This window comes from Flavobacterium sp. IB48 (assembly GCF_016405855.1).
GTDB lineage: Bacteria > Bacteroidota > Bacteroidia > Flavobacteriales > Flavobacteriaceae > Flavobacterium > Flavobacterium ginsengisoli.
Window position 1 is genome coordinate 492363 of the sequence record NZ_JAEFCA010000001.1, and the last position, 20813, is coordinate 513175.

Annotated in this window: 19 protein-coding genes; 12 read left to right on the forward strand and 7 right to left on the reverse strand. The window is 32.6% G+C overall.

All coding sequences use genetic code 11. The annotated features are described in order from the left end of the window. The first annotated feature begins 43 nt into the window (after positions 1 to 43). The 5 genes from JC605_RS02155 (at position 44) to rodA (ending at position 5727) form a co-directional block, all read left to right on the forward strand. Positions 44 to 1072, forward strand: a complete 1029-nt coding sequence (locus JC605_RS02155) for a rod shape-determining protein (RefSeq protein ID WP_008466528.1) — start codon at positions 44 to 46, stop codon at positions 1070 to 1072. Between the two features lie 110 nt (positions 1073 to 1182). Next, a complete protein-coding gene (gene mreC / locus JC605_RS02160; RefSeq protein ID WP_198854663.1) occupies positions 1183 to 2007 on the forward strand; it encodes a rod shape-determining protein MreC in 825 nt (274 codons plus the stop codon). Further along, positions 2000 to 2506, forward strand: a complete 507-nt coding sequence (locus JC605_RS02165) for a rod shape-determining protein MreD (RefSeq protein WP_198854664.1) — start codon at positions 2000 to 2002, stop codon at positions 2504 to 2506. Before mreC ends, JC605_RS02165 begins: the two co-directional genes overlap by 8 nt. Next, positions 2503 to 4476 (forward strand): penicillin-binding protein 2, encoded by a 1974-nt coding sequence (gene mrdA, locus JC605_RS02170; protein WP_198854665.1) that lies wholly within the window; start codon positions 2503 to 2505, stop codon positions 4474 to 4476. The genes JC605_RS02165 and mrdA overlap by 4 nt, the downstream gene beginning before the upstream one ends. 15 nt (positions 4477 to 4491) lie before the next feature. Beyond that, a complete protein-coding gene (gene rodA, locus JC605_RS02175) occupies positions 4492 to 5727 on the forward strand; it encodes a rod shape-determining protein RodA (RefSeq protein WP_198854666.1) in 1236 nt (411 codons plus the stop codon). Positions 5728 to 5985: 258 nt separating this feature from the next. Here the strand turns inward: rodA and JC605_RS02180 are convergent, their stop codons facing one another. The 6 genes from JC605_RS02180 to xrtF all read right to left on the reverse strand — a co-directional run bounded on the left by JC605_RS02180 (position 5986) and on the right by xrtF (position 10727). Then, complete coding sequence (locus JC605_RS02180) at positions 5986 to 6666, reverse strand: DedA family protein (RefSeq protein ID WP_198854667.1); 681 nt, start codon at positions 6664 to 6666, stop codon at positions 5986 to 5988. Between the two features lie 136 nt (positions 6667 to 6802). Next, a complete protein-coding gene (locus JC605_RS02185) occupies positions 6803 to 7144 on the reverse strand; it encodes a heavy-metal-associated domain-containing protein (RefSeq protein ID WP_111426071.1) in 342 nt (113 codons plus the stop codon). A 41-nt stretch (positions 7145 to 7185) separates the two neighbouring features. Continuing rightward, positions 7186 to 9192: a TonB-dependent siderophore receptor gene (locus tag JC605_RS02190; protein WP_198854668.1), complete on the reverse strand. Its 2007-nt coding sequence runs from the start codon at positions 9190 to 9192 to the stop codon at positions 7186 to 7188. A gap of 117 nt (positions 9193 to 9309) precedes the next feature. After that, a complete protein-coding gene (locus JC605_RS02195; RefSeq protein WP_198854669.1) occupies positions 9310 to 9708 on the reverse strand; it encodes a hypothetical protein in 399 nt (132 codons plus the stop codon). 46 nt (positions 9709 to 9754) lie between these two features. After that, complete coding sequence (locus JC605_RS02200; RefSeq protein WP_198854670.1) at positions 9755 to 10201, reverse strand: exosortase F system-associated protein; 447 nt, start codon at positions 10199 to 10201, stop codon at positions 9755 to 9757. Continuing rightward, on the reverse strand, positions 10191 to 10727 hold the full coding sequence (xrtF, locus tag JC605_RS02205; protein WP_198854671.1) for an exosortase family protein XrtF: 537 nt from the start codon (positions 10725 to 10727) through the stop codon (positions 10191 to 10193). Before xrtF ends, JC605_RS02200 begins: the two co-directional genes overlap by 11 nt. Before the next feature lie 70 nt (positions 10728 to 10797). On the opposite strand from xrtF, the gene JC605_RS02210 reads away from it, so the two are divergent. The 4 genes from JC605_RS02210 to JC605_RS02225 all read left to right on the forward strand — a co-directional run bounded on the left by JC605_RS02210 (position 10798) and on the right by JC605_RS02225 (position 14748). Continuing rightward, on the forward strand, positions 10798 to 11253 hold the full coding sequence (locus JC605_RS02210) for a GAF domain-containing protein (protein ID WP_198854672.1): 456 nt from the start codon (positions 10798 to 10800) through the stop codon (positions 11251 to 11253). A 33-nt stretch (positions 11254 to 11286) separates the two neighbouring features. After that, positions 11287 to 11982, forward strand: coding sequence for a hypothetical protein (locus JC605_RS02215; RefSeq protein ID WP_198854673.1), 696 nt, complete (start codon positions 11287 to 11289; stop codon positions 11980 to 11982). Positions 11983 to 12157: 175 nt separating this feature from the next. Continuing rightward, positions 12158 to 12424: a 30S ribosomal protein S15 gene (gene rpsO / locus JC605_RS02220; RefSeq protein ID WP_012023524.1), complete on the forward strand. Its 267-nt coding sequence runs from the start codon at positions 12158 to 12160 to the stop codon at positions 12422 to 12424. Positions 12425 to 12603: 179 nt separating this feature from the next. Then, positions 12604 to 14748 (forward strand): polyribonucleotide nucleotidyltransferase, encoded by a 2145-nt coding sequence (locus JC605_RS02225; protein WP_198854674.1) that lies wholly within the window; start codon positions 12604 to 12606, stop codon positions 14746 to 14748. A gap of 80 nt (positions 14749 to 14828) precedes the next feature. On the opposite strand, the gene JC605_RS02230 is transcribed toward JC605_RS02225, so the two are convergent. Continuing rightward, positions 14829 to 15905, reverse strand: a complete 1077-nt coding sequence (locus JC605_RS02230; RefSeq protein ID WP_198854675.1) for a fatty acid desaturase — start codon at positions 15903 to 15905, stop codon at positions 14829 to 14831. Positions 15906 to 16009: 104 nt separating this feature from the next. Here JC605_RS02230 and JC605_RS02235 point away from each other — a divergent pair, with 104 nt between their 5' ends. From JC605_RS02235 to JC605_RS02245, 3 genes are all read left to right on the forward strand, one after another. Further along, complete coding sequence (locus JC605_RS02235) at positions 16010 to 16972, forward strand: helix-turn-helix domain-containing protein (RefSeq protein WP_198854676.1); 963 nt, start codon at positions 16010 to 16012, stop codon at positions 16970 to 16972. 296 nt (positions 16973 to 17268) lie between these two features. Then, positions 17269 to 18015, forward strand: coding sequence for a hypothetical protein (locus JC605_RS02240; RefSeq protein WP_198854677.1), 747 nt, complete (start codon positions 17269 to 17271; stop codon positions 18013 to 18015). A 5-nt stretch (positions 18016 to 18020) separates the two neighbouring features. Next, complete coding sequence (locus JC605_RS02245) at positions 18021 to 20804, forward strand: TonB-dependent receptor (protein WP_198854678.1); 2784 nt, start codon at positions 18021 to 18023, stop codon at positions 20802 to 20804. Positions 20805 to 20813: the final 9 nt, after the last annotated feature.

A 20813-nucleotide genomic window follows, 5' to 3' on the forward strand; every position in this document is an offset into this window, starting at 1 on the left:
GTTCGATAAATAATTTATAACATTTTAAACCCCTAAAAAACTTATGGGATTTTTTGATTTCATGACCGAGGATATTGCGATAGACCTTGGAACCGCAAACACTTTAATCATTCATAATGATAAAGTTGTCATTGATAGTCCATCTATCGTTGCACGTGATAGAGTATCAGGCAAAATCATTGCTGTTGGTAAGGAAGCCAATATGATGCAAGGTAAAACACATGAAAACATCAAAACTATAAGGCCTTTGAAAGATGGTGTAATCGCTGATTTTGATGCTTCGGAAAAAATGATCAATATGTTCATTAAAAGTATTCCTGCATTGAAAAAAAGAATGTTTACTCCAGCTTTACGTATGGTTGTATGTATTCCTTCTGGTATTACTGAAGTGGAGATGAGAGCGGTGAAGGAATCTTGTGAGAGAGTAAACGGAAAAGAAGTTTACTTGATTCATGAGCCAATGGCAGCGGCAATTGGTATTGGTATTGACATTATGCAACCAAAAGGAAACATGATTGTGGATATTGGAGGTGGTACAACAGAAATTGCTGTTATCGCATTAGGCGGAATTGTATGTGACAAATCTGTAAAAATTGCAGGTGACGTTTTCACAAACGATATCGTTTATTATATGCGTACACAACACAACTTATTTGTTGGAGAAAGTACTGCTGAAAAAATTAAAATTCAAATTGGAGCGGCAATCGAAGATTTAGACGGCCCGCCAGAAGATATGTCAGTTCAAGGTAGAGATTTGCTTACGGGTAAACCAAAGCAAGTAGATGTTTCTTACCGTGAAATTGCAAAAGCTTTAGACAAATCTATTCAGCGTATTGAAGATGCGGTAATGGAAACATTATCTCAAACTCCTCCTGAATTAGCAGCAGATATCTACAACACCGGTATCTATTTAGCAGGTGGAGGATCTATGTTAAGAGGTCTTGACAAACGTATTTCTCAAAAAACAGATTTACCTGTTTACATTGCTGAAGATCCTTTGAGAGCTGTTGTACGTGGTACAGGAATGGCCCTTAAAAACATTGCTAAATTTAAAAGTATCTTAATCAAATAAGATCAAAATAAAAATCAATTTACTTTTATAAGGGTCAAATTATTACTATTTGACCCTTGTAAAAACTGAAACCTTTAAGCATATCCTGAAACAAAATAACCAGACAAGAAATGCAGCAAATATTTAATTTCATTATAAGAAACAGTAATCGATTGCTGTTTTTGCTGCTTTTAGGTATATCGTTAGGACTCACGATTCAATCTCACTCTTACCACAGAAGCAAAATAATCAGTTCAGCAAATTTCTTAAGCGGAGGTGTTTATGAAAAAATCAATCGTGTTAATGAATACATGAATTTAAGAGCTGAAAACGACGAACTTGTACTTGAGAACGCAAGATTAAAAAGTCTTTTATTTAATAAAGAAGACACAGCCAAATTACCTTTACCAGATACCATTAAAGGGGTAAAACCTGCTGATATCATTGTGTCAAAAGTAATTCATAACACATACAGCACACACGAAAACTTCCTTACTTTAAATTCTGGATCCAATGACGGCGTAAAACCAGACATGGGAGTAATAAACAGTTTAGGAATTGTTGGTATAGTAGATGATACATCACCTAGATATTCTACTGTTGTGAGTATTTTGAACATGAAATCTCAGATTAATGCCAAGTTAAAAAAATCAAATCACTTTGGTTCTTTAACGTGGGATGGAAAAAGTACTGGTTTTGTACAGCTAAGAGACGTTCCAAGATTAGCTTCGGTTAGAAAAGGAGATACAATTGTAACAGGAGGACAATCGGTAATTTTCCCTGAAGGAATCAACATCGGAACTGTTGAAACAATTTACAAAGAAACCCAAACAAGTTTTTATGTTATAAAAGTTAAGTTATTTAACGATATGACAAACTTAGGACACGTCTATATTATCAAGAGTAAGGACAGAGAGGAACTTATTAATTTAGAAAACAAAGAAAAAAATGAATAGCGCTCTGTTAGTCAATATTTTTCGATTTATTATGTTACTGGCAATTCAGATTGTTATTTTCAACAATATGAATTTCTTAGGATATATAAGTCCGTTTCCGTACATCTTATATATTATTCTGTATCCAGTAAACAGCAATAAAGCGGGATTGATTATTTCTAGTTTTTTCTTAGGATTAGTAATGGATATGTTCTGTAATTCTGGCGGAATACATGCAACTGCCTGTGTTATTTTAGCATATTACAGGCCTTACATTTTTAAATTTTCTTTTGGTTTAAGTTATGAATATCAAACCATTAAACTGAATGAATCTTTAACTCCGGAGCGATTTTCATTTATTTTAGTGTCCGTTCTATTGCATCATACTGTATTATTCATTCTTCAAGCTTTTCAATTTAATTTTATTTGGGATGTTTTACTCCGAATTTTGTTTAGCTCGATATTTACAATAATTACTTCAATCATAATAATTTATCTTATTAAGCCCAATAAACGATGAGAAAAGTCCTGCTGCCCACTATAATTATTATTGCAGCGTCTTTGCTAGTGATTAGGATTTTTTACCTGCAGATTATTGATGATTCTTTTAAACTGAAATCGGAAAATAATGCGATAAAAAAGGTCTATGACTATCCTGAGAGGGGTTATATCTATGATCGTAACGGAAAGCTTCTTGTTGCAAATCAGGCTTCTTACGATATTATGGTTATTCCTAGAGAAATAAAAAAAGATCTTAATATTGCCGAGTTCTGTGCTCTTCTAAACATTACTGAAGAAGAATACCACAAACGTATTGAAAAAGCAAAGGTCTATAGTCCAAGGCTTCCTTCTGTGTTTTTATCTCAGCTGAATAAAAATGAGTTTGCCGCTTTTCAGGAAAAAATTAGAAAATATGAAGGCTTTTATTTCCAGAAAAGATCTTTACGTGATTATGAAGTAGATTACGGAGCAAATATATTTGGCTTTATTACTCAAGTAAATGAAAAACAAATTGCTAAAAATCCATACTACAATAGTGGTGATTTAATTGGAAAGCAAGGTGTAGAAGAAAGCTACGAAGAAACTTTACGTGGTATAAAAGGGGTAAAATATATTCAGAAAGATAAATATAACCGAGAAATTGGTCCTTATAAAGAAGGAAAATACGATACTATCGCCGTAGCTGGAGAAGACATTAATTTAACGATTGATGCCACACTTCAAAAATATGGAGAGGAATTGATGATTAATAAAAGAGGTGGTATTGTGGCAATTGAACCTAAGTCGGGGGAAATTCTTGCTTTAATTACCGCTCCTTCTTATGATCCTGGTATTTTGGTAGGACGTCAAAGATCTAAAAACTACACCCTTTTATATAACGATTCTATTTCGAAACCTTTATATGACAGAGGACTTTTGGCAGAGTATCCACCAGGTTCTCCATTCAAAATCCTGACTGGTTTAGTTGCACTTCAAGAAGGCGTAATCAATGAGCAAACTACTTTTATGTGTCATCACGGATTTAGTTATGGTGGAGGCCGATTCATGAAATGTCACGGTTTTGGTCCGCACCAATTGCACAACGGAATTTACAATTCTTGTAATACTTATTTTGGACAGGCCTATATGCTTACCATCAACAAGTACAAAGATCCTGGTCAAGCTGTTGATGTTTGGAGCAGTCATGTAAAAAGTTTTGGATTAGGTCAGTTCATGGGTTATGATTTACCTACTGGAAAACGAGGAAATATACCAACCTCTAAAACCTACAAAAGGATTTACCCTAACGGAGGATGGAGAAGCTCAACCATTGTATCTAATGCAATTGGCCAAGGAGAGGTTTTAATGACACCTATTCAATTAGCCAATATGATGGCGACTGTTGCCAATCAGGGTTATTATTACACTCCTCATATCATTAAAAAAATTGAAGGAGAAAAAATCGACGAAAAGTTCACCACAAAACACGTGACTACGGTTGATCAAAAATATTTCCCGCCAGTTATCAGTGGACTATTTGATGTTTACAACAAAGGTACAGCTTACAGTCTTCGAGTAGAAGGAATTGATATTTGCGGAAAAACAGGTACTGCTGAGAACTTTGCCAAAATAAACGGTAAAAGAACCCAGCTTAAAGACCACTCTATATTTGTTGCTTTTGCCCCAAAAGACAATCCGAAAATTGCTATTGCAGTTATGATTGAAAATGGTGGTTTTGGAGCAACAGTTGCAGGTCCGATTGCGAGTTTAATGATTGAAAAATATCTAAGAAAGAAAATTACAAGAACAGATCTAGAAATAAGAGTACTAAACAAAAGCTTACTTTCGGAATATGCTAAAGTAGGCGGAATAAGTGATGCTCTTAAAATTGAATCTGTGCCAAAAGATTCTGTTTTACAAGCAAAAATTGTTAAGCCAAAAGCACCAGTTACAACGGCACCAAAAACTGAAGTAAAAAAAACAGCAGTAGACACAACTAAGAAAAACTAAGAAAGATTATTTCAAATGAAAAATCAAAGTGTAAAAAATAATATCGATTGGATAAGTGTCTTTATCTACATTGCGCTGGTAACTTTAGGTTGGCTTAATATATATTCGTCTTCTTTATTATCAACCGATGGAACTTATCAAAAACAGCTGATTTTTATCTGCTGCACTATTCCATTGATATTTGTTGTGCTTTTTGTTGATGGTAAATTTTACGAAAAATATGCCAGTATAATCTTTGGAGTTTCCTTATTATCTCTTGCTGGATTATTTCTCTTTGGAAAAACCATAGCAGGACAGCGATGCTGGTACGCGATAGGAAGTTTTACTTTACAGCCTTCTGAGTTTGCAAAAGCAGCTACTTCTTTGGCATTGGCAAAATATTTAAGTGATACACAAATTAATTTAAAAGAAACGAATAGACAAATTCAGGCTTTAGCCATTATGCTATTACCTGTAATGCTTATTCTACCACAGCCCGATCCTGGAAGTGCTTTAATCTATAGTGCTTTTATCCTTGTTTTATACAGAGAAGGCTTGCCATCTTGGTACGTTTGGACAGCATTTATAACTATCGTTCTTTTTGTTCTTACTTTAGTTTTAGAACCATATGCTGTTATCGGAATGGCTTTTATCGTGTTGGCCATTATACATTTTAAAGGCAGAGTAGTTGACAGAAATATTATTTTAAGCGGAATTTTACTGGTCTTAATTTCTGGATTTGTTTTCTCTGTTGATTACGTATTTGACAACGTTTTTAAACAGCACCACAGAGATCGTTTCAATATTTTACTAGGTAAAACTGTAGATATGAAAGGGATTGGATACAATACCAACCAATCTGAAATTGCCATTGGATCTGGAGGATGGATTGGAAAAGGTTTTCTTGAAGGCACACAAACCAAAGGAGGATTTGTACCCGAGCAACATACCGATTATATTTTTACAACTGTTGGCGAAGAATGGGGTTTTGCAGGCTCTTTTGTAGTTATCTTACTTTTTGTCTGCTTATTGCTTAGAGTAATTTACTTAGCAGAAAGACAGAAGACAAAGTTTAGTCGGGTTTACGGCTATTGTGTCGCTGCAATTCTTTTTATACACTTCTTTGTAAATATTGCAATGGTAATCGGAATTTTCCCTACAATTGGGGTTCCTCTGCCGTTCTTTTCATATGGAGGTTCTGGACTCTGGGGATTCACCATTTTGCTGTTTATTTTCCTTAAAATGGATGCAAATAAAGTGAATGAATGGTAATGCTTAAAATATTCAATTTTTAAATACCCAAATTCCAATTAGAAATTACTTTTATACAACTATAATAATTTAACCTAAAGCTGTAATTACGTTTTAAAAACTAATTACAGCTTTTTTGATTTTACACTTACTTCATTAACTTCGATTCTATTTGCTAAGCAATATATAAATCATGTAATAGAAATGTCGATAATAACTAAACAACAAGCATAAAAAATCCGAAGTTGTAGCTTCGGATTTTTTTATGCTTGTTATTGATTATATCTGTTCGTTTGGTGTCTTTTTAAGTAGTTTTATTAGAACCGGGAACGTTGAAATTATAATGATAATAATAATGATGTACTCAATATGTTTCTTTAAATCTATTCCTTGTTTTAAGAAAATGCCATATAAATAATGTCCTGCGAAAATTAATATAAATGACCAAAGAAATGAACTTAAAACATTAAAGAACATAAACTTTTTTTTGTCCATCGAAACGATTCCTGCAACAATTGGAGCAAAAGTTCTAAAGATTGGCAGGAAGCGCGCATAAATAATTGCTTTGCCACCATACTTTTCAAAGAAATCTTTTGACTGAAGCAAGTATTTTTTCTTAAACCAGAATGTATCTTCTTTTTTAAACAAATAATAACCACTCTTTGCACCGAACCAATAACCAGTCATATTACCTAAAACTCCCATTATTGCAACTGCAGTAGCAAGAAGAAATACATTCAGAAAATCATTCGGAATATAGGCAACATTCTCAATTAGATCACGACTGTAAATACCTGCCAAAAAAAGTAAACTATCTCCAGGCAGAAAAAAACCTGCAAAAAGTCCTGTTTCAGCAAAAACTATAAACAGAACAATAAACAACCCAATCTGAAAACCTCCGACGCTTAAAGTAATATAAAATTCAGGGTTTAATAACTGGGTCCATTCAAAATTATTCATAAAAGGGGAATTGGTTATCTATATAAGTTCGTGAAAGTAACAATAATTTACCTTAACCACAATAAAATGCAGTATTTTAAACATAAATTAACTATTAAAAAAAGCCCAGACTCTATTGTCTGGGCTTCACTTTGTATTATTCTCTCACATACTTGCAACAGCTATGCAAATTATCATAATCTTCAGTTGTTGCTTTAACTTCCTTAGTATCATGACCTGCCTTTGCAATTGCTTTATTTAAGTCCGAAGGCGAACATTTCTCTTCGTTTAAAATAACCGAAAGTTGATGCGAACTTACATCCCAACTTGCAGTTTTTACGCCAGGAACACCATAAGCTGCTTTTTCAATTCTTTTCTTGCATTGTTCGCAATTGCCATTTACTTCTGTCGTATATTTTAAGTTCTTATTTTTCTTAGTTTGAGCTTGAGCTGAAAAACCTAAAAAAACCATCATTGCGATTAAAACTATCTTATTCATTTTATAATTATTTATTGTTGTTGAAATTTATTTTTTTCTCTTTATTTAATTTTAAATCTTAATCCCGCATAATACATTTGTCCAAAAATTGGAGCGTATGCTATTGAAGCATCAAAATTAGGTCCAAAAGGATCATTTGCTCCTAAAATTGCTTTTTGCTGTTTGTAGTTGCCAATATTTTCTCCTCCAACATATACTTCAAAAACAGACGAAAAAACACGAGTTACTTGCGCATTCATCACCGCATACGCTGGCGAAAAATCAGGAAATTGATCTTCTACTGGATTCGATGCAGTATAAGGTAATTGTTGTTTCCCTGACCAATTATAAGTAAAATCAAATCTCCATTGCTTATCATTGTTCATCGTTGTTTCATATTCTAAATTCCCTAAAAAACGATGTTTTGCTTGAAGCGGACGTTGAAATGTTCCTCTTAAATAATCAGTTTGTATATCGTAGTATTTATAAGCTGTTCTTAAATTTAAATTATGAACCAACTCATAATTAAATTCAACCTGAAGACTATTAGCAAAAGAGCTTCCTTTTAAGTCATAAAACAAAACTTGCTGCGGACTTTGCATTACATCTACAATAGCTTGATTTTGGAAATCGGTACGATATAAATCAAAACCAGCATCGGCATTTCTATTAAAAAGACGGAATTTCTGTGAAAAACTCACGCCATAATTCCAAGCAATCTCTGGATTCAGACCATATACTTTTCCGTTAGAATCTAAAATTGAGAATGTTCTTGAACTGGCAAAAAGCTGCTGATTTTCAGCAAAAATGTTAGCAGAACGTTTTCCTCTTCCTGCAGAAAAACGAATTACTCCATTTTTCCAAGGATTATATCTCATGTGCAATCTTGGTGTAACAAAAAAACCTAATCGGTTATGATTGTCCACTCTTCCACCTAAAATCAAACTGAAATTATCGGTATTATCATAAGTATACTCAAAGAAAGCGCCAACCGAATTATCAATTCTGCTTACATCTGTTAGGTTGACAAATTCCTGATATTGGTCGTAAGTAAAATTTAATCCAGTTGTAAACTTGTGCATTGTATTATTTATAATCGAATTGAAAATCAAATTAGAATAAAAACTATTCTGTTTGATATCGTACTGATTTAAACCATAATAAGAATCTTGTTTGTGGCTATTAAAAGCATTTTGAAATCCGATACTTTGATAAGGCATATCTTTAAATACATATCCGATTTTTGTCGAAACATCAAATCGTTCTGTGTTAATTTCAGAACCCCAATGATTGGTCGTTCCGCGATCACGATCTTTATCAAAGTCAACTTCTCCTGTTTGCTTTTTATCATTCATATATCTGAAATTGATAAAACTAACCAAACCGCTTTCTGGATCGTAATATTGATAACGATTTAAAACATTGATTTGTTTTCCTAACGGATTATCCAAAAATCCATCATTATTCATATCGTTTTTTGCAACACGCGCATTTCCATGAACAAATAAACTGGTTGCCCATTTATCTGATAATTTTTTATTGAAATGGGTATTCAATTCAAAACGAGAATCGGTTGAACCATAAGCATTCAGAAAAAACGGAATATCATTTAAGGGTTTTAAAAGCTCTGTATTAATTTGGCCAGAGATACTTTCGTAACCATTTACAACACTCCCCGCTCCTTTGGTAATCTGAACACTTTCAATCCATGTTCCAGGAGTAAATGATAATCCGTATGCTTGGGAAGCACCTCGAACAGAAGGAATATTTTCTTCTGTAATCATTAAATACGGACTAGTCAATCCAAGCATCTTGATTTGCTTAGTCCCTGTTAAGGCATCAGAAAAATTGACATCGATTGACGGATTGGTTTCAAAACTTTCTGCTAGATTACAGCAGGCCGCTTTAAGCAACTCTTTACTAGTAATAACAGAAGTATTGGATGTTAACGTATAGGATTTTTTAATTCCTTTTTGCTTTTTAGTGATTTTCACTTCTTCTAGATCTTCTTGCGAAAACACAGATACAGAAAGCAAAAACGCTACAAAAAGCATTATATTTTTTTGCATAAAAAATGATTTTAATGTTGAAAAGAATTACATTCTTGCATTTTGCGCAAAGCAAAAGCAATTAAAATGTAAATACGAAGTCTTAATCAAGACTTGCGGTGCATCTTAACATTAAAATCAGGAATAGAAAATATACTGATGGTATAATTTAAATAAGGGGGGCGCATTCGCATCAGCGTAATACGAAAGAACTTCTTTCTTTTTAAAATTTGGAATTTCTAAAAAGACAAGAGGCTTGTAATCTTGTATAACTGCAGGGAAAGCAAATTGAAAAAAGAAAAATTTAATCGTCGCATCATCAGATTTCTTTTCAAAATGAACAACTTTATCTTTGCAGCAAGAATTTTTTTTCTCTTTAGAACCGCAACATTTCTTTTCAACAACAGGCTCTGCCGTAGTTTTTAAAGATACTGAAGCAATTTCTCCTCCACAATAGTGCACATCAAAAGCAAACCCAATATTGGAAACCAATAAAAGGAACGCTAAAAATAGACCTGTACACTTTTTTAAATTCATACTGCAAAGCTATTCAAAAACTGCCTATAAAAAACTAAATCAAATGTTATTTTTTAGTTTTTTGAAGCTGATAGTAAAATCCGGGAATAAACAATAGCACAAAAATTGGCTGAATTATAAATCTTCTAACATAAAAAAGAAGCCAAGCGCCATCTGGAAAAAAGTTCAGTATGATGTAAAATGAACTCAAAAGCAAAACCAAAAAGAAGATGTAGACAATCAGGCTAAACTTAAGAATATCACGATCCTTAAACAAGGCATAAATCAACCAAAGAGATAACACGGTATTTAAAAAATAGCGAAGAAAAAGCGACCAGAAAAGTCTTAAATTCTGCACTACAGGATAAGGACTTGAATTGAAATCTGCTTCAAAATATTTTAGAAAAGGATCGTAAAACAATTTTCTTTCAAATGTTCTAATAATGGCAAAACCTATAACAACTATAATTGCTGTAAAGATTTTAAGCTTATTTTCTTTTAAATTACTTAGCATATTTTGAAAATCTATTGATCCAGAAAACCCATAAAATAAAAACATATCCGTAAATCACCAAAGGAAAAAAAGTTCCATGCAGAAATCGGTAATATTGAGGAAAGTTATACGAAAGGACAATCAAAGCCGCAATTCTTAGAATATTAAACATATAAATAGATACAACTCCAAAAAATATAAATAGTAATGTTTTTTTTAAGCCTCTCGAAAAAGCTGCTACAAACGAAACAAAGAGTATCATCACACTTACAGCATTGCATCCCTCTATAATACGGGCTATAAATCTTCCATTTAATATTATCTCCAGCCACGGATTTTGCGAACTTTTCTGAATTATGATATCATAATTAAAAAGCTTTAGCAGCTGTTCTGCATTTCGTCCAGCCATTGTGGTCACAGCATCAAGCTCTTCAGCTTGGTAGCTATTTAAATAAAATTTATAAAGCAGTGTAAGGACAATATATGTCAAGAAAAAGATGCTTACAAAAACGAGAAATGGCTTAAACTGGACTAAATATTTTTTCAAGAGATTTTTTTTTCAAATTTATGTATTTTTTGAGTTTAGCTTTAAATACTTTTGCATAAATTTTTACATTATGACATTTCAAGAATTACAACCAAAAATAAGCGCAATTATCTCTGAAAATGAATCAAATAGAGATGAAAAATTATTGGCAATATGCCAACTTTTGAACGAAAACGTAGAGTATTACAACTGGGTCGGATTTTATTTTGCCAATCATGACGCTAAAACTTTACATTTAGGACCTTATGTTGGTGCTGAAACAGACCATACCGTTATTCCGTTTGGAAAAGGAATTTGCGGTCAAGTAGCCGAGAGCAATGCTAATTTTGTTGTTCCAGACGTTAAAGCTCAAGACAATTATATTGCTTGCAGTTTAACTGTAAAATCAGAAATTGTTGTGCCTCTTTTTGTTAATGGAGTAAATATTGGCCAAATCGATATTGACAGCCACGTTATTGATCCTTTTACAGAAGCCGACGAAAGATTTTTAGAATTTGTAAATCAAGAAGTTGCTAAATTATTCTAGAAGAACTATTTTTAAGAGAAAAAATAGCACAGAATGAAAAGAAACTTCCTTCTTTTTTTGCTTCTAACAATTTCAGTTCATCTGTCTGGGCAAATTAATTTGGTTTCTAAAAAGATTTTTTTAGACTCCTTAAATCGTGAATGCACTCCAGAAAACTATGCCTATACAAGAGTAATTACCAATTATTCTCAGAAAAGCATGCGTTATGTTGTAACTGACTTTTATAAAAATGGAAGAAAGAGAATGACGGGCTCTACTTTGGATCGCGATGTTTTAAAAAAAGACGGAGAGTTTATTTACTATTATAAAAACGGAGCAAAAGAAACCGTTGTCAATTATTCTGAAGATCACAAAAACGGAAAAGAGATTAATTGGTACGATAACCAAAATAAAAAGTGTGAAAAGCAGAATCTTTGGGATCCGAAAACTAAAAAAGCACAAACTTTGATTCTTAATTGCTGGGATGAAAATAAAAGTCAGACCGTCGTTGATGGAAACGGAGATTATGAAGAAACCGATTTATTTGTAACACAAAAAGGAACTCTCAAAGACGGATTGAAACAAGGCGTTTGGGAAGGAAATGATGTGGCTCGAAAAATTACATTTGTAGACAATTACGATCGGGGAATTTTAATTTCGGGAGTAAGCACTGATGCCAACAATGTAAAATTCTCTTATTCTTCTTTAAGTGAAAAGCAATCTGGCAAAAAAGCTCCGAAGTTAAAGTAAAAGAACAACCGAAATCAAAGAAAAAGAGGATCGCAAATCATTAAAAACAAATTTCTTACCCCTAATTTTTAGATTCTTTTATTTTTTTTTGATTTTTCTGTTTTTTTAATCTAATTTTGCACCCGTCTTACAAAAGTTGTATGACATACATAAAAATCATTAAAACAATATTGGAATGTATTTAACTAAAGAAAAGAAAGAAGAAATCTTCGCACAACACGGTGATGCAAAAAACACTGGTAAAGCTGAAGGTCAAATCGCGTTGTTCACTTACAGAATTTCTCACTTAACTGAACACTTGAAAAAAAATCGTCACGATTACAACACTGAGCGTTCTCTTGTACTATTAGTAGGTAAAAGAAGAGCTTTGTTGGACTACTTGAAAAAGAAAGATATCAACAGATATCGTGAGATTATCAAAGTATTGAATATCAGAAAATAATCAATATAGAAAAGAGGTGCGAAAGTGCCTCTTTTTGTTTTTACATTATAGCTATTTATAATAAGCACGTTACAAGAAAAAAAGTTTGGTTTTTCATTGGGTTTTAGATAACAACAACTACACACAACAACAACTACAACACAACTAAAACCCATTGTATAATCAAAAAGGAAAAATTTATGATTCCACAAGTTTCACAAGAAATTATCGATTTAGGAGATGGAAGAAGCATCTCAATCGAGACTGGTAAATTAGCAAAACAAGCCGATGGTTCAGTTGTTGTACGTTTAGGAAACTGTATGCTTTTGGCAACTGCAGTTTCTGCAAGAACATCTAACCCAGGTGTTGACTTTTTACCATTAACGGTAGATTACCGTGAAAAATTTGCTGCTGCAGGACGTTTCCCAGGAGGATTTTTCAAAAGAGAAGCAAGACCAAGCGACAGCGAAGTATTAACAATGAGATTAGTTGACCGTGTTTTACGTCCGCTTTTCCCAGACGATTACCACGCAGAAACTCAGGTTATGATTCAATTAATGTCTCATGACGATAACGTTATGCCAGACGCATTAGCTGGTTTAGCAGCATCTGCTGCATTAGCTGTTTCTGACATTCCGTTTTACAACTTAATCTCTGAAGTACGTGTTGCACGTATTGACGGAAAATTAGTAATCAACCCAAGTAGAGAAGAATTAGAAAAATCTGATATCGATATGATGATCGGAGCTTCTATGGATTCTGTTGCAATGGTTGAAGGTGAGATGAAAGAAATCTCAGAAGCTGAAATGGTTGAAGCAATTAAATTTGCTCACGAAGCTATTAAAGTTCAAATCGTTGCTCAACAAAAATTAAGAGCAAAATTAAACTCTCAAGAATACAGAACTTACGAAGGTGAAATTGAAGACGAAGCTGTTTACGCAAAAGTAAAAGCCGCTGCTTACGATAAATGCTATGCAATTGCTCAAGAAGCTTCTGGAAAAGCTGAAAGAGGCGAAAAATTTGCTGCTGTAAAAGAAGAAGCAAAAGCTTTATTTACTGAAGAAGAATATGCTGAAAATGCTGACCTTGCTGGTTTAGTTGGAAAATATTTCTACAAAACAAACAAAGAAGCTGTTCGTAACGTAATTCTTGAAAAAGGAATTCGTCTAGACGGTAGAAAAACGACAGAAATCAGACCAATCTGGTGTGAAACTGATTATTTACCATCTGTACACGGATCTTCTTTATTTACTCGTGGAGAAACTCAAGCTTTGGCAACAGTAACTTTAGGAACTTCTAAAGAAGCTAACCAGATCGATTCTCCATCTGAACAAGGTGAAGAGAAATTCTACTTACACTATAACTTCCCTCCTTTCTCTACTGGTGAAGCAAAACCATTAAGAGGAACTTCAAGAAGAGAAGTTGGTCACGGTAACTTAGCTCAAAGAGCTTTAAAAAATATGATCCCTGCTGATTGTCCTTATACAATTCGTGTTGTTTCTGAGGTTTTAGAATCTAACGGTTCTTCTTCTATGGCAACGGTTTGTGCTGGAACAATGGCTCTTATGGATGCTGGAGTTCAAATGACAAAACCAGTTTCTGGTATTGCTATGGGATTAATTACTGACGGTGAGAAATTTGCTGTATTGTCTGACATCTTAGGAGACGAAGATCACTTAGGAGATATGGACTTTAAAGTAACTGGAACTGCTGACGGTATTACTGCTTGCCAAATGGATATCAAAATCGAAGGATTACGTTATGACATTATGGAACAAGCTTTAGCACAAGCTCGTGACGGACGTTTGCACATTTTAGGAAAATTAACTGAAACTATTGCAGCGCCAAGAGCAGAAGTGAAAGCTCACGCACCAAAAATCATTACAAGAACTATTCCTGGAAACTTTATTGGAGCATTGATCGGACCTGGTGGAAAAGTAATTCAAGAATTACAAAAAGCTACTGGAACTACAATCGTAATCAACGAAGTAGACGAGCAAGGTGTAGTTGAAATCTTAGGAACTAATCCTGATGGTATCAAAGCTGTATTAGCTAAAATTGATTCATTAACTTTCAAACCACAAGTTGGCGAGGCTTACGAAGTTAAAGTAATTAAAATGCTTGATTTTGGAGCTGTAGTAGAATATACTGCTGCGCCAGGAAACGAAGTATTGCTTCACGTATCTGAATTAGCTTGGGAACGCACAGAAAATGTTGCTGATGTAGTTAAAATGGGAGATGTTTTCCAAGTGAAATACTTAGGAGTTGACCCTAAAACTAAAAAAGAAAAAGTGTCTAAAAAAGCACTTGTTCCAAGACCTCCACGTGAGGACAAAAAAGAGTAATCAGATCTTAGTTTACTAAAGGTTTATTCATAGAAAACCCCAATTCATATTTTTGAATTGGGGTTTTTAAGTTTTATAATTCAAACTTGAGGATTACCCATTTTATGCAAATGTGTAAAATGAGAAAACATCATTTGCAATAACGTTTTATGATGATAGGGTTGTTTGTATTCTTTTGTTGTTTCTTCAATTATTGAATTTATTTCACTGTAGTTGGTATGGCAGATATTAGGAAAAAGATGGTGAGCTGCATGACAGTTTGAACCACCGCTTAAAAACCTCGCCCAACTTTTGTCTGCATTCCAATCGCAGCTTGTATGAAGCTGATGCACTGCCCATGTGTGTTCAAGAAATTCTCCTTCTGGCTGCGGATAATCTGCGCCATCAAAAAAATGCGTTCCTACAAGCATTATAATAAAAACCATTGACGTAAAAGCACTCGCAGTAAAATAACTCAAGACAATAAAACTCCACGAAAAACCACAATATAATATTGGAAAAAGCAACACTAAAGAAAAATAAAATATTTTATACAATATAAATCTTACATACAATTCAACCTTTGGAACACCTCTTTTCATCCAATCATATTCGTTGGAAAACAAATAAACCCAATCGCTCATAAAAACAGAATGGAGCAACGTAAACATATAAACAAATGGCGCATAATAAGCCTGGTATTTATGTTTTGGTTTCCAAGGATGGGTTGGGCTTAATCTTAAAAAGGGATTTTTATCAATATCTACATCGCTTCCTTCTACATTTGCATACAAATGATGTGAACGAATATGTCTCAATCCCCAAAGCAATGGATCGATACCGACGGTAAGAAAACTAAAAAAATGCAATACCGAGTTTATTTTTTTGTTTTTGAATGCCGTATTGTGAGAAGCATCATGTCCAAAACTGAATCCTATCAATAATCCTGATAATTGAAAAACAACATACAGAAGCCAAAAACTTATTTTATTTATGGATTCACAAAAGAGCAATGAATAGGAGAAATAACAAATCAATGTCCAGAATAATCCTTTAAACCAAAATCTGAAATCTCCGTAAGAAATATTTTTACCTTGAAGTTTTTGGTGAACACGATGTTTTAGAGTAGAAAAAAAAAGTTTTTCTTCTTCTGATTTATTGAAATATTTAGCTTTCATAAAGTGTCTTTTTTAAAATTACAAGACAAACCTATTGCATTTATCGCGTATCAATTTGCGCAAACCAATTAAAGAAATATTTATATTTGCGATTATCGCAAATTATGAAACATCAGGAATCTTTTTTAAAAGCAATTAGACAAAAAGCACCTAAGTCAGTTTCTTTAATAGAAGAAATTGCAGGTATTTTAGAAATTAGTTATGACGCCTCTCATCGAAGGATTTCAGGAAAAAGCAAATTCTCTATTGATGAAACGATTAAACTGGCGGAACATTTCAACATTTCGCTAGATAATTTATTCTCAAATAAAGAAAAGGTGGTTATTGAGAAAACAATCGAGATTGAAAACTTAAAAGACATGCTTCATTATTTCAAATCATCATCTGAAAATATTGAAGCATTAATAAAAAATAAGACAGCAACACTTTTCTATTCAGCAAAAGACATTCCGCTGTTTTATTTTATGGATGGTACAATTTTATCCAAATTTAAAGCCTTTGTATGGCTGAATCTATTAAACTCAAATCAGAAAAAAGTTGCTTTTGAAAATTTTGTAATTGATGAATCATTTACAGAATACATGCAAAAATTAAAAGAAATATACGAGAATACTCCTGTAAATGAAGTATGGAATGACACCACCATAAACAGTAGCTTGCAACAAATTCTATATTTTTATGAGGCTGGACTTTTAAATCTAAAAAGTGCAAATGCTCTTTGTTTAGATTTAAAACGAATTATTAGCTTAATAAAAGAAAAATGCAGCAAACCCAATAATCAGTTTTCGATTTATTATAATGAGCTAATATTATTGAATAATAACATGCTTATAGAAACAGAAGAAAAGCTGACGATGTTTGTACCTTACACTCTTTTAGGGTATTTTATAACCGACAATAAAGAAAGCTGCAAGAATGTTCATCAATTTTTCAAACAGCAAATTACAAATTCTATACCCTTAGGACAATCTGGAATAAAGGAACAAAATCTTTTCTTTAATCGAGCCATTCGAAAAATAGACTATTATCTAGAAAAAATAAATTCTCAGGTAGATTTATTGTTTTAAAAAAATTGAAAAACCCCAAATTCTTAACCAAATTAGGGTTTTTCAACCTTATGTATTTCTTCATTTTTTACATTTCCTACAAAAGGAATCTATTTCGTACCAAATTTAAAATTTACTATTGCAAAGTCATTTTCGAATATTTTTAATAAATATTCTAAATTTTAATAGTTATATAACGCCTTTTAAGAGGCTGTAGCAACTTTTTATCACAATTTAACAAATTAGCGTTTTATTTGTAACCTTTTTTTTATACTTTTGAAATCTTCCGAAAACAACTAATAAAACCATTAAATCCTTTGAAAAATTACCAAAAAAAAATCGTTTTTCTCATTTTATTTGAATTATTCTTAAACATTCATCCTATCCAGAGTCAAACTAGTAATGATATCAATACTTACAATTGGTTTGATACTACTGTTGGCAGAATTAATTTGGATATTAATAATGGGATACCACACACCAATTCATTTCGAACTTTAAGCACTGACATCCATTTGTATTTAATTAATAAATACGAATCAGGAAAAGTTACGTACGAAAACCAAACTTATTATGATGTCAAACTCAAATATGACATTTATAGAGATATATTGGTTTTGAACCCTGATGGAGGGTCAGAAAATATTGGTATAAATCTAATACAGAATAAAGTTAGTTCGTTTTCTATACTTGATAAAAACTTTATCAAAAGAGAAAAAAAGAGCGAAGATATACCTGAATTTACAACGGGTTATTACGAGGAAAGCAAAATTGCTCCAGAATTGGTCTTGTATATCAAACACCATAAAGATATGCAGAAAACGATTTACGAAAGCAGTCTTTACTTTACCTTCAAAGAAAACAACTCCTATTTTATTGATTTAAAAGGTAAAATTTATGCAATAAGAGGCAAAAGCGACCTTGTTAAATTATTTCCAGAACAGAAAAAGCAAATCAATGGGTTTTATTTATTGAACAGAGAACTAAGAAATTCCGATTTAGATCAATTCATGAAAAATTTGATGAAATATACCTTTAACTCTCAGTCAATATCAAGCAAATAAAACAAATGAAAAAATTTTTACTCTCCTTACTTATCGCGTTCTCTTTTCAATTGTCTTTTGCACAAAATACGAATGAGAAATTATCTATCACTTTTAAAGACGAAACTTTAACCAATGCGCTAAAACGTATTGAAGAAGCAACTGCATATAAATTTTACTTTGATCCAACTTGGGTTAATGCTGAAAAAGGACTGATCTCTGGAACTTATACAGATGCAAAAATCGATGATGTGCTTAATAAAGTATTAAGCAAAACAGATTTGAATTATATCATCCTGAAAAACAAAGTAATCTTTACACTAAACAGTACAATTCACGATACTTTGCCTGCAAATTATTTTACTGATGCTCCTGTTGAAACAAATCAGAATAAAAATACTGATAGCGAGAATCCTGTATTTCACCAGCAATACGATTCTTTAAGCAGCTATACCGTAAATAAAAAATCTGCAATTGTTTTTATTGGTAAAGAAAACAAAGAAGCTACTAAAAAATCTTTTACCGTTTCTGGAACAGTTAGAAACGAAGAAACAGGTAAAGCTGAACCAAATATTTATATTAAAGTTCGAAATAAAAACATAAATACTTCTACAGACCCTGACGGAAATTATACTCTACAACTTCCTAGAGGTATAAATATTATTGAAATCAAATCATTAAGCCATAAAGAAGTGGTAAGAACTTTAATGGTTTATGATGATGGTGCTTTTGATGTTAATATCAACGAAAAATCAAACCAACTTGACGAAGTTGTAATTAAAAAGAAAGGACAAAAACCTACTGAAACTACTGTTTCTGGTTTGGTTTCTATTGATATTGAAGGAATCAAGAATGTTCCTTTAATTCTTGGTGAAAGAGATATCCTTAAAGTAGCGACTACTTTTCCTGGGATTAAAACCACAGGTGAAGGTTCTGCTGGATTTAATGTTAGAGGTGGAAAAGATGATCAAAACTTAATTCTTTTGGACAATGCTGTATTATATAATCCGCAGCACTTTTTAGGATTCTTCTCTGCTATTAATCCATACACTACAAAGAAAGCCGATATTTACAAAGGAAGTATTCCTGCAGATTTTGGAGGAAGATTGTCGTCTGTGTTTGATATCGCTACCAAAAATGGTAATCAGGAAAAATTTTCAGGTGAGGGAGCAATTGGTCCTATTACTTCGAATCTTACGTTAAGTGTTCCAATCGAAAAAAATAAATCTAGTATTATTGTCGGAGGACGTGCAACATATTCTGATTGGATTTTAAAGGCGCTTGATAATGAAGATTTAAAAAACAGTCAAGCAGGATTTTATGATGGAATTTTTAAATACAATAATGCAATTAACGCTAATAACAATTTAGAAGCTACGGCATATTATAGCCACGACCGTTTTAGTTTAAGCTCTGACTCTATTTACAAATACAGCAACAGATTGGCTTCTATTAAATGGGATCACACTTTTAACAAAAAAAATAAAGCTGCTTTCATTTTCACAAACAGTGAATACAAATTCAATATTGACTACGATTCAGATGATATAAATTCATTTGATTTTGGTTATAAAGTAAACGAATCGCAATTACAGGCAAAATTCACTTACCAACTTAACCCAAAACATACTTTTTCTTATGGTATTGCTAGCAAACTATACAATATCTCGCCAGGATATCAGCACCCTACAAAACCGGAAGCTACTTTAGTCCCAACAGATATTGAAAAAGAAAAAGCATTAGAATCTGCAGCATATTTATCTGACAGTTATAAATTCAATGATAAATTACTTATTGATCTTGGATTAAGGTATTCTTATTACATGGCATTAGGTCCTGGTGATGTAAATACTTATGCTCCTGGTTTACCATTGAGCGCCGAAACAGTGACAGGAACAACGACTTATAAGAATAATGAAGTCATAAAAACATACGGCGGACTAGAACCTCGTATTGCTGCACGTTATTTCCTTACAGATGATTTCTCTGTAAAAGCAGGTTATGATGTAACTCGTCAGTATATTCATTTATTATCTAGTAATGTTACTCAATCACCAACAGATACTTGGAAATTATCTGATTCTAATGTAAAACCTCAAACCGCTCAACAGGTTTCGTTAGGATTATTCAAAACATTAAAAGATGAAGAATACGAAGTAAGTTTAGAAGGATATTATAAAAAATCTAAAAACATTCTAGATTACAAAGTTGGTGCGCAATTATTGCTTAACCAAAATGTTGAAACCGAACTTTTACAAGGTGAAGGAAAAGCATACGGAGTTGAGTTATTATTAAAGAAATCGACTGGAAGATTAAACGGATGGATTGGATATACTTATTCTCGTACTTTTATTAAACTAGACAGCCAGTTTAGTTCAGAAATCGTAAATAATGGAGAATATTTCCCTGCTAACTTTGATAAACCTCATGATTTAAGTGCGATTTTAAATTATAGATTTACAAAACGTTACAGTTTATCAACTAACTTCTTATATCAAACCGGAAGACCTATAACGTATCCTATTGGTACTTTCCATTACGGAAACTCAGAATATACTTTGTATAGTGATAGAAATGCTTATAGAATTCCAGATTATATTCGTTTAGATATTGGAGTTAACATTGAAGGAAACCATAAAATTAAAAAGCTAGCACATAGTTTCTGGAATATTTCTATTTACAACGTTCTAGGAAGAAACAATCCGTATTCTATTTATTTCGTAACAGATCCAAATGGAAAAGTAAAAGGCTATAAAACATCTATTTTCTCAATCCCAGTACCAAGTATTACGTATAACTTCAAATTCTAATACGAGTAA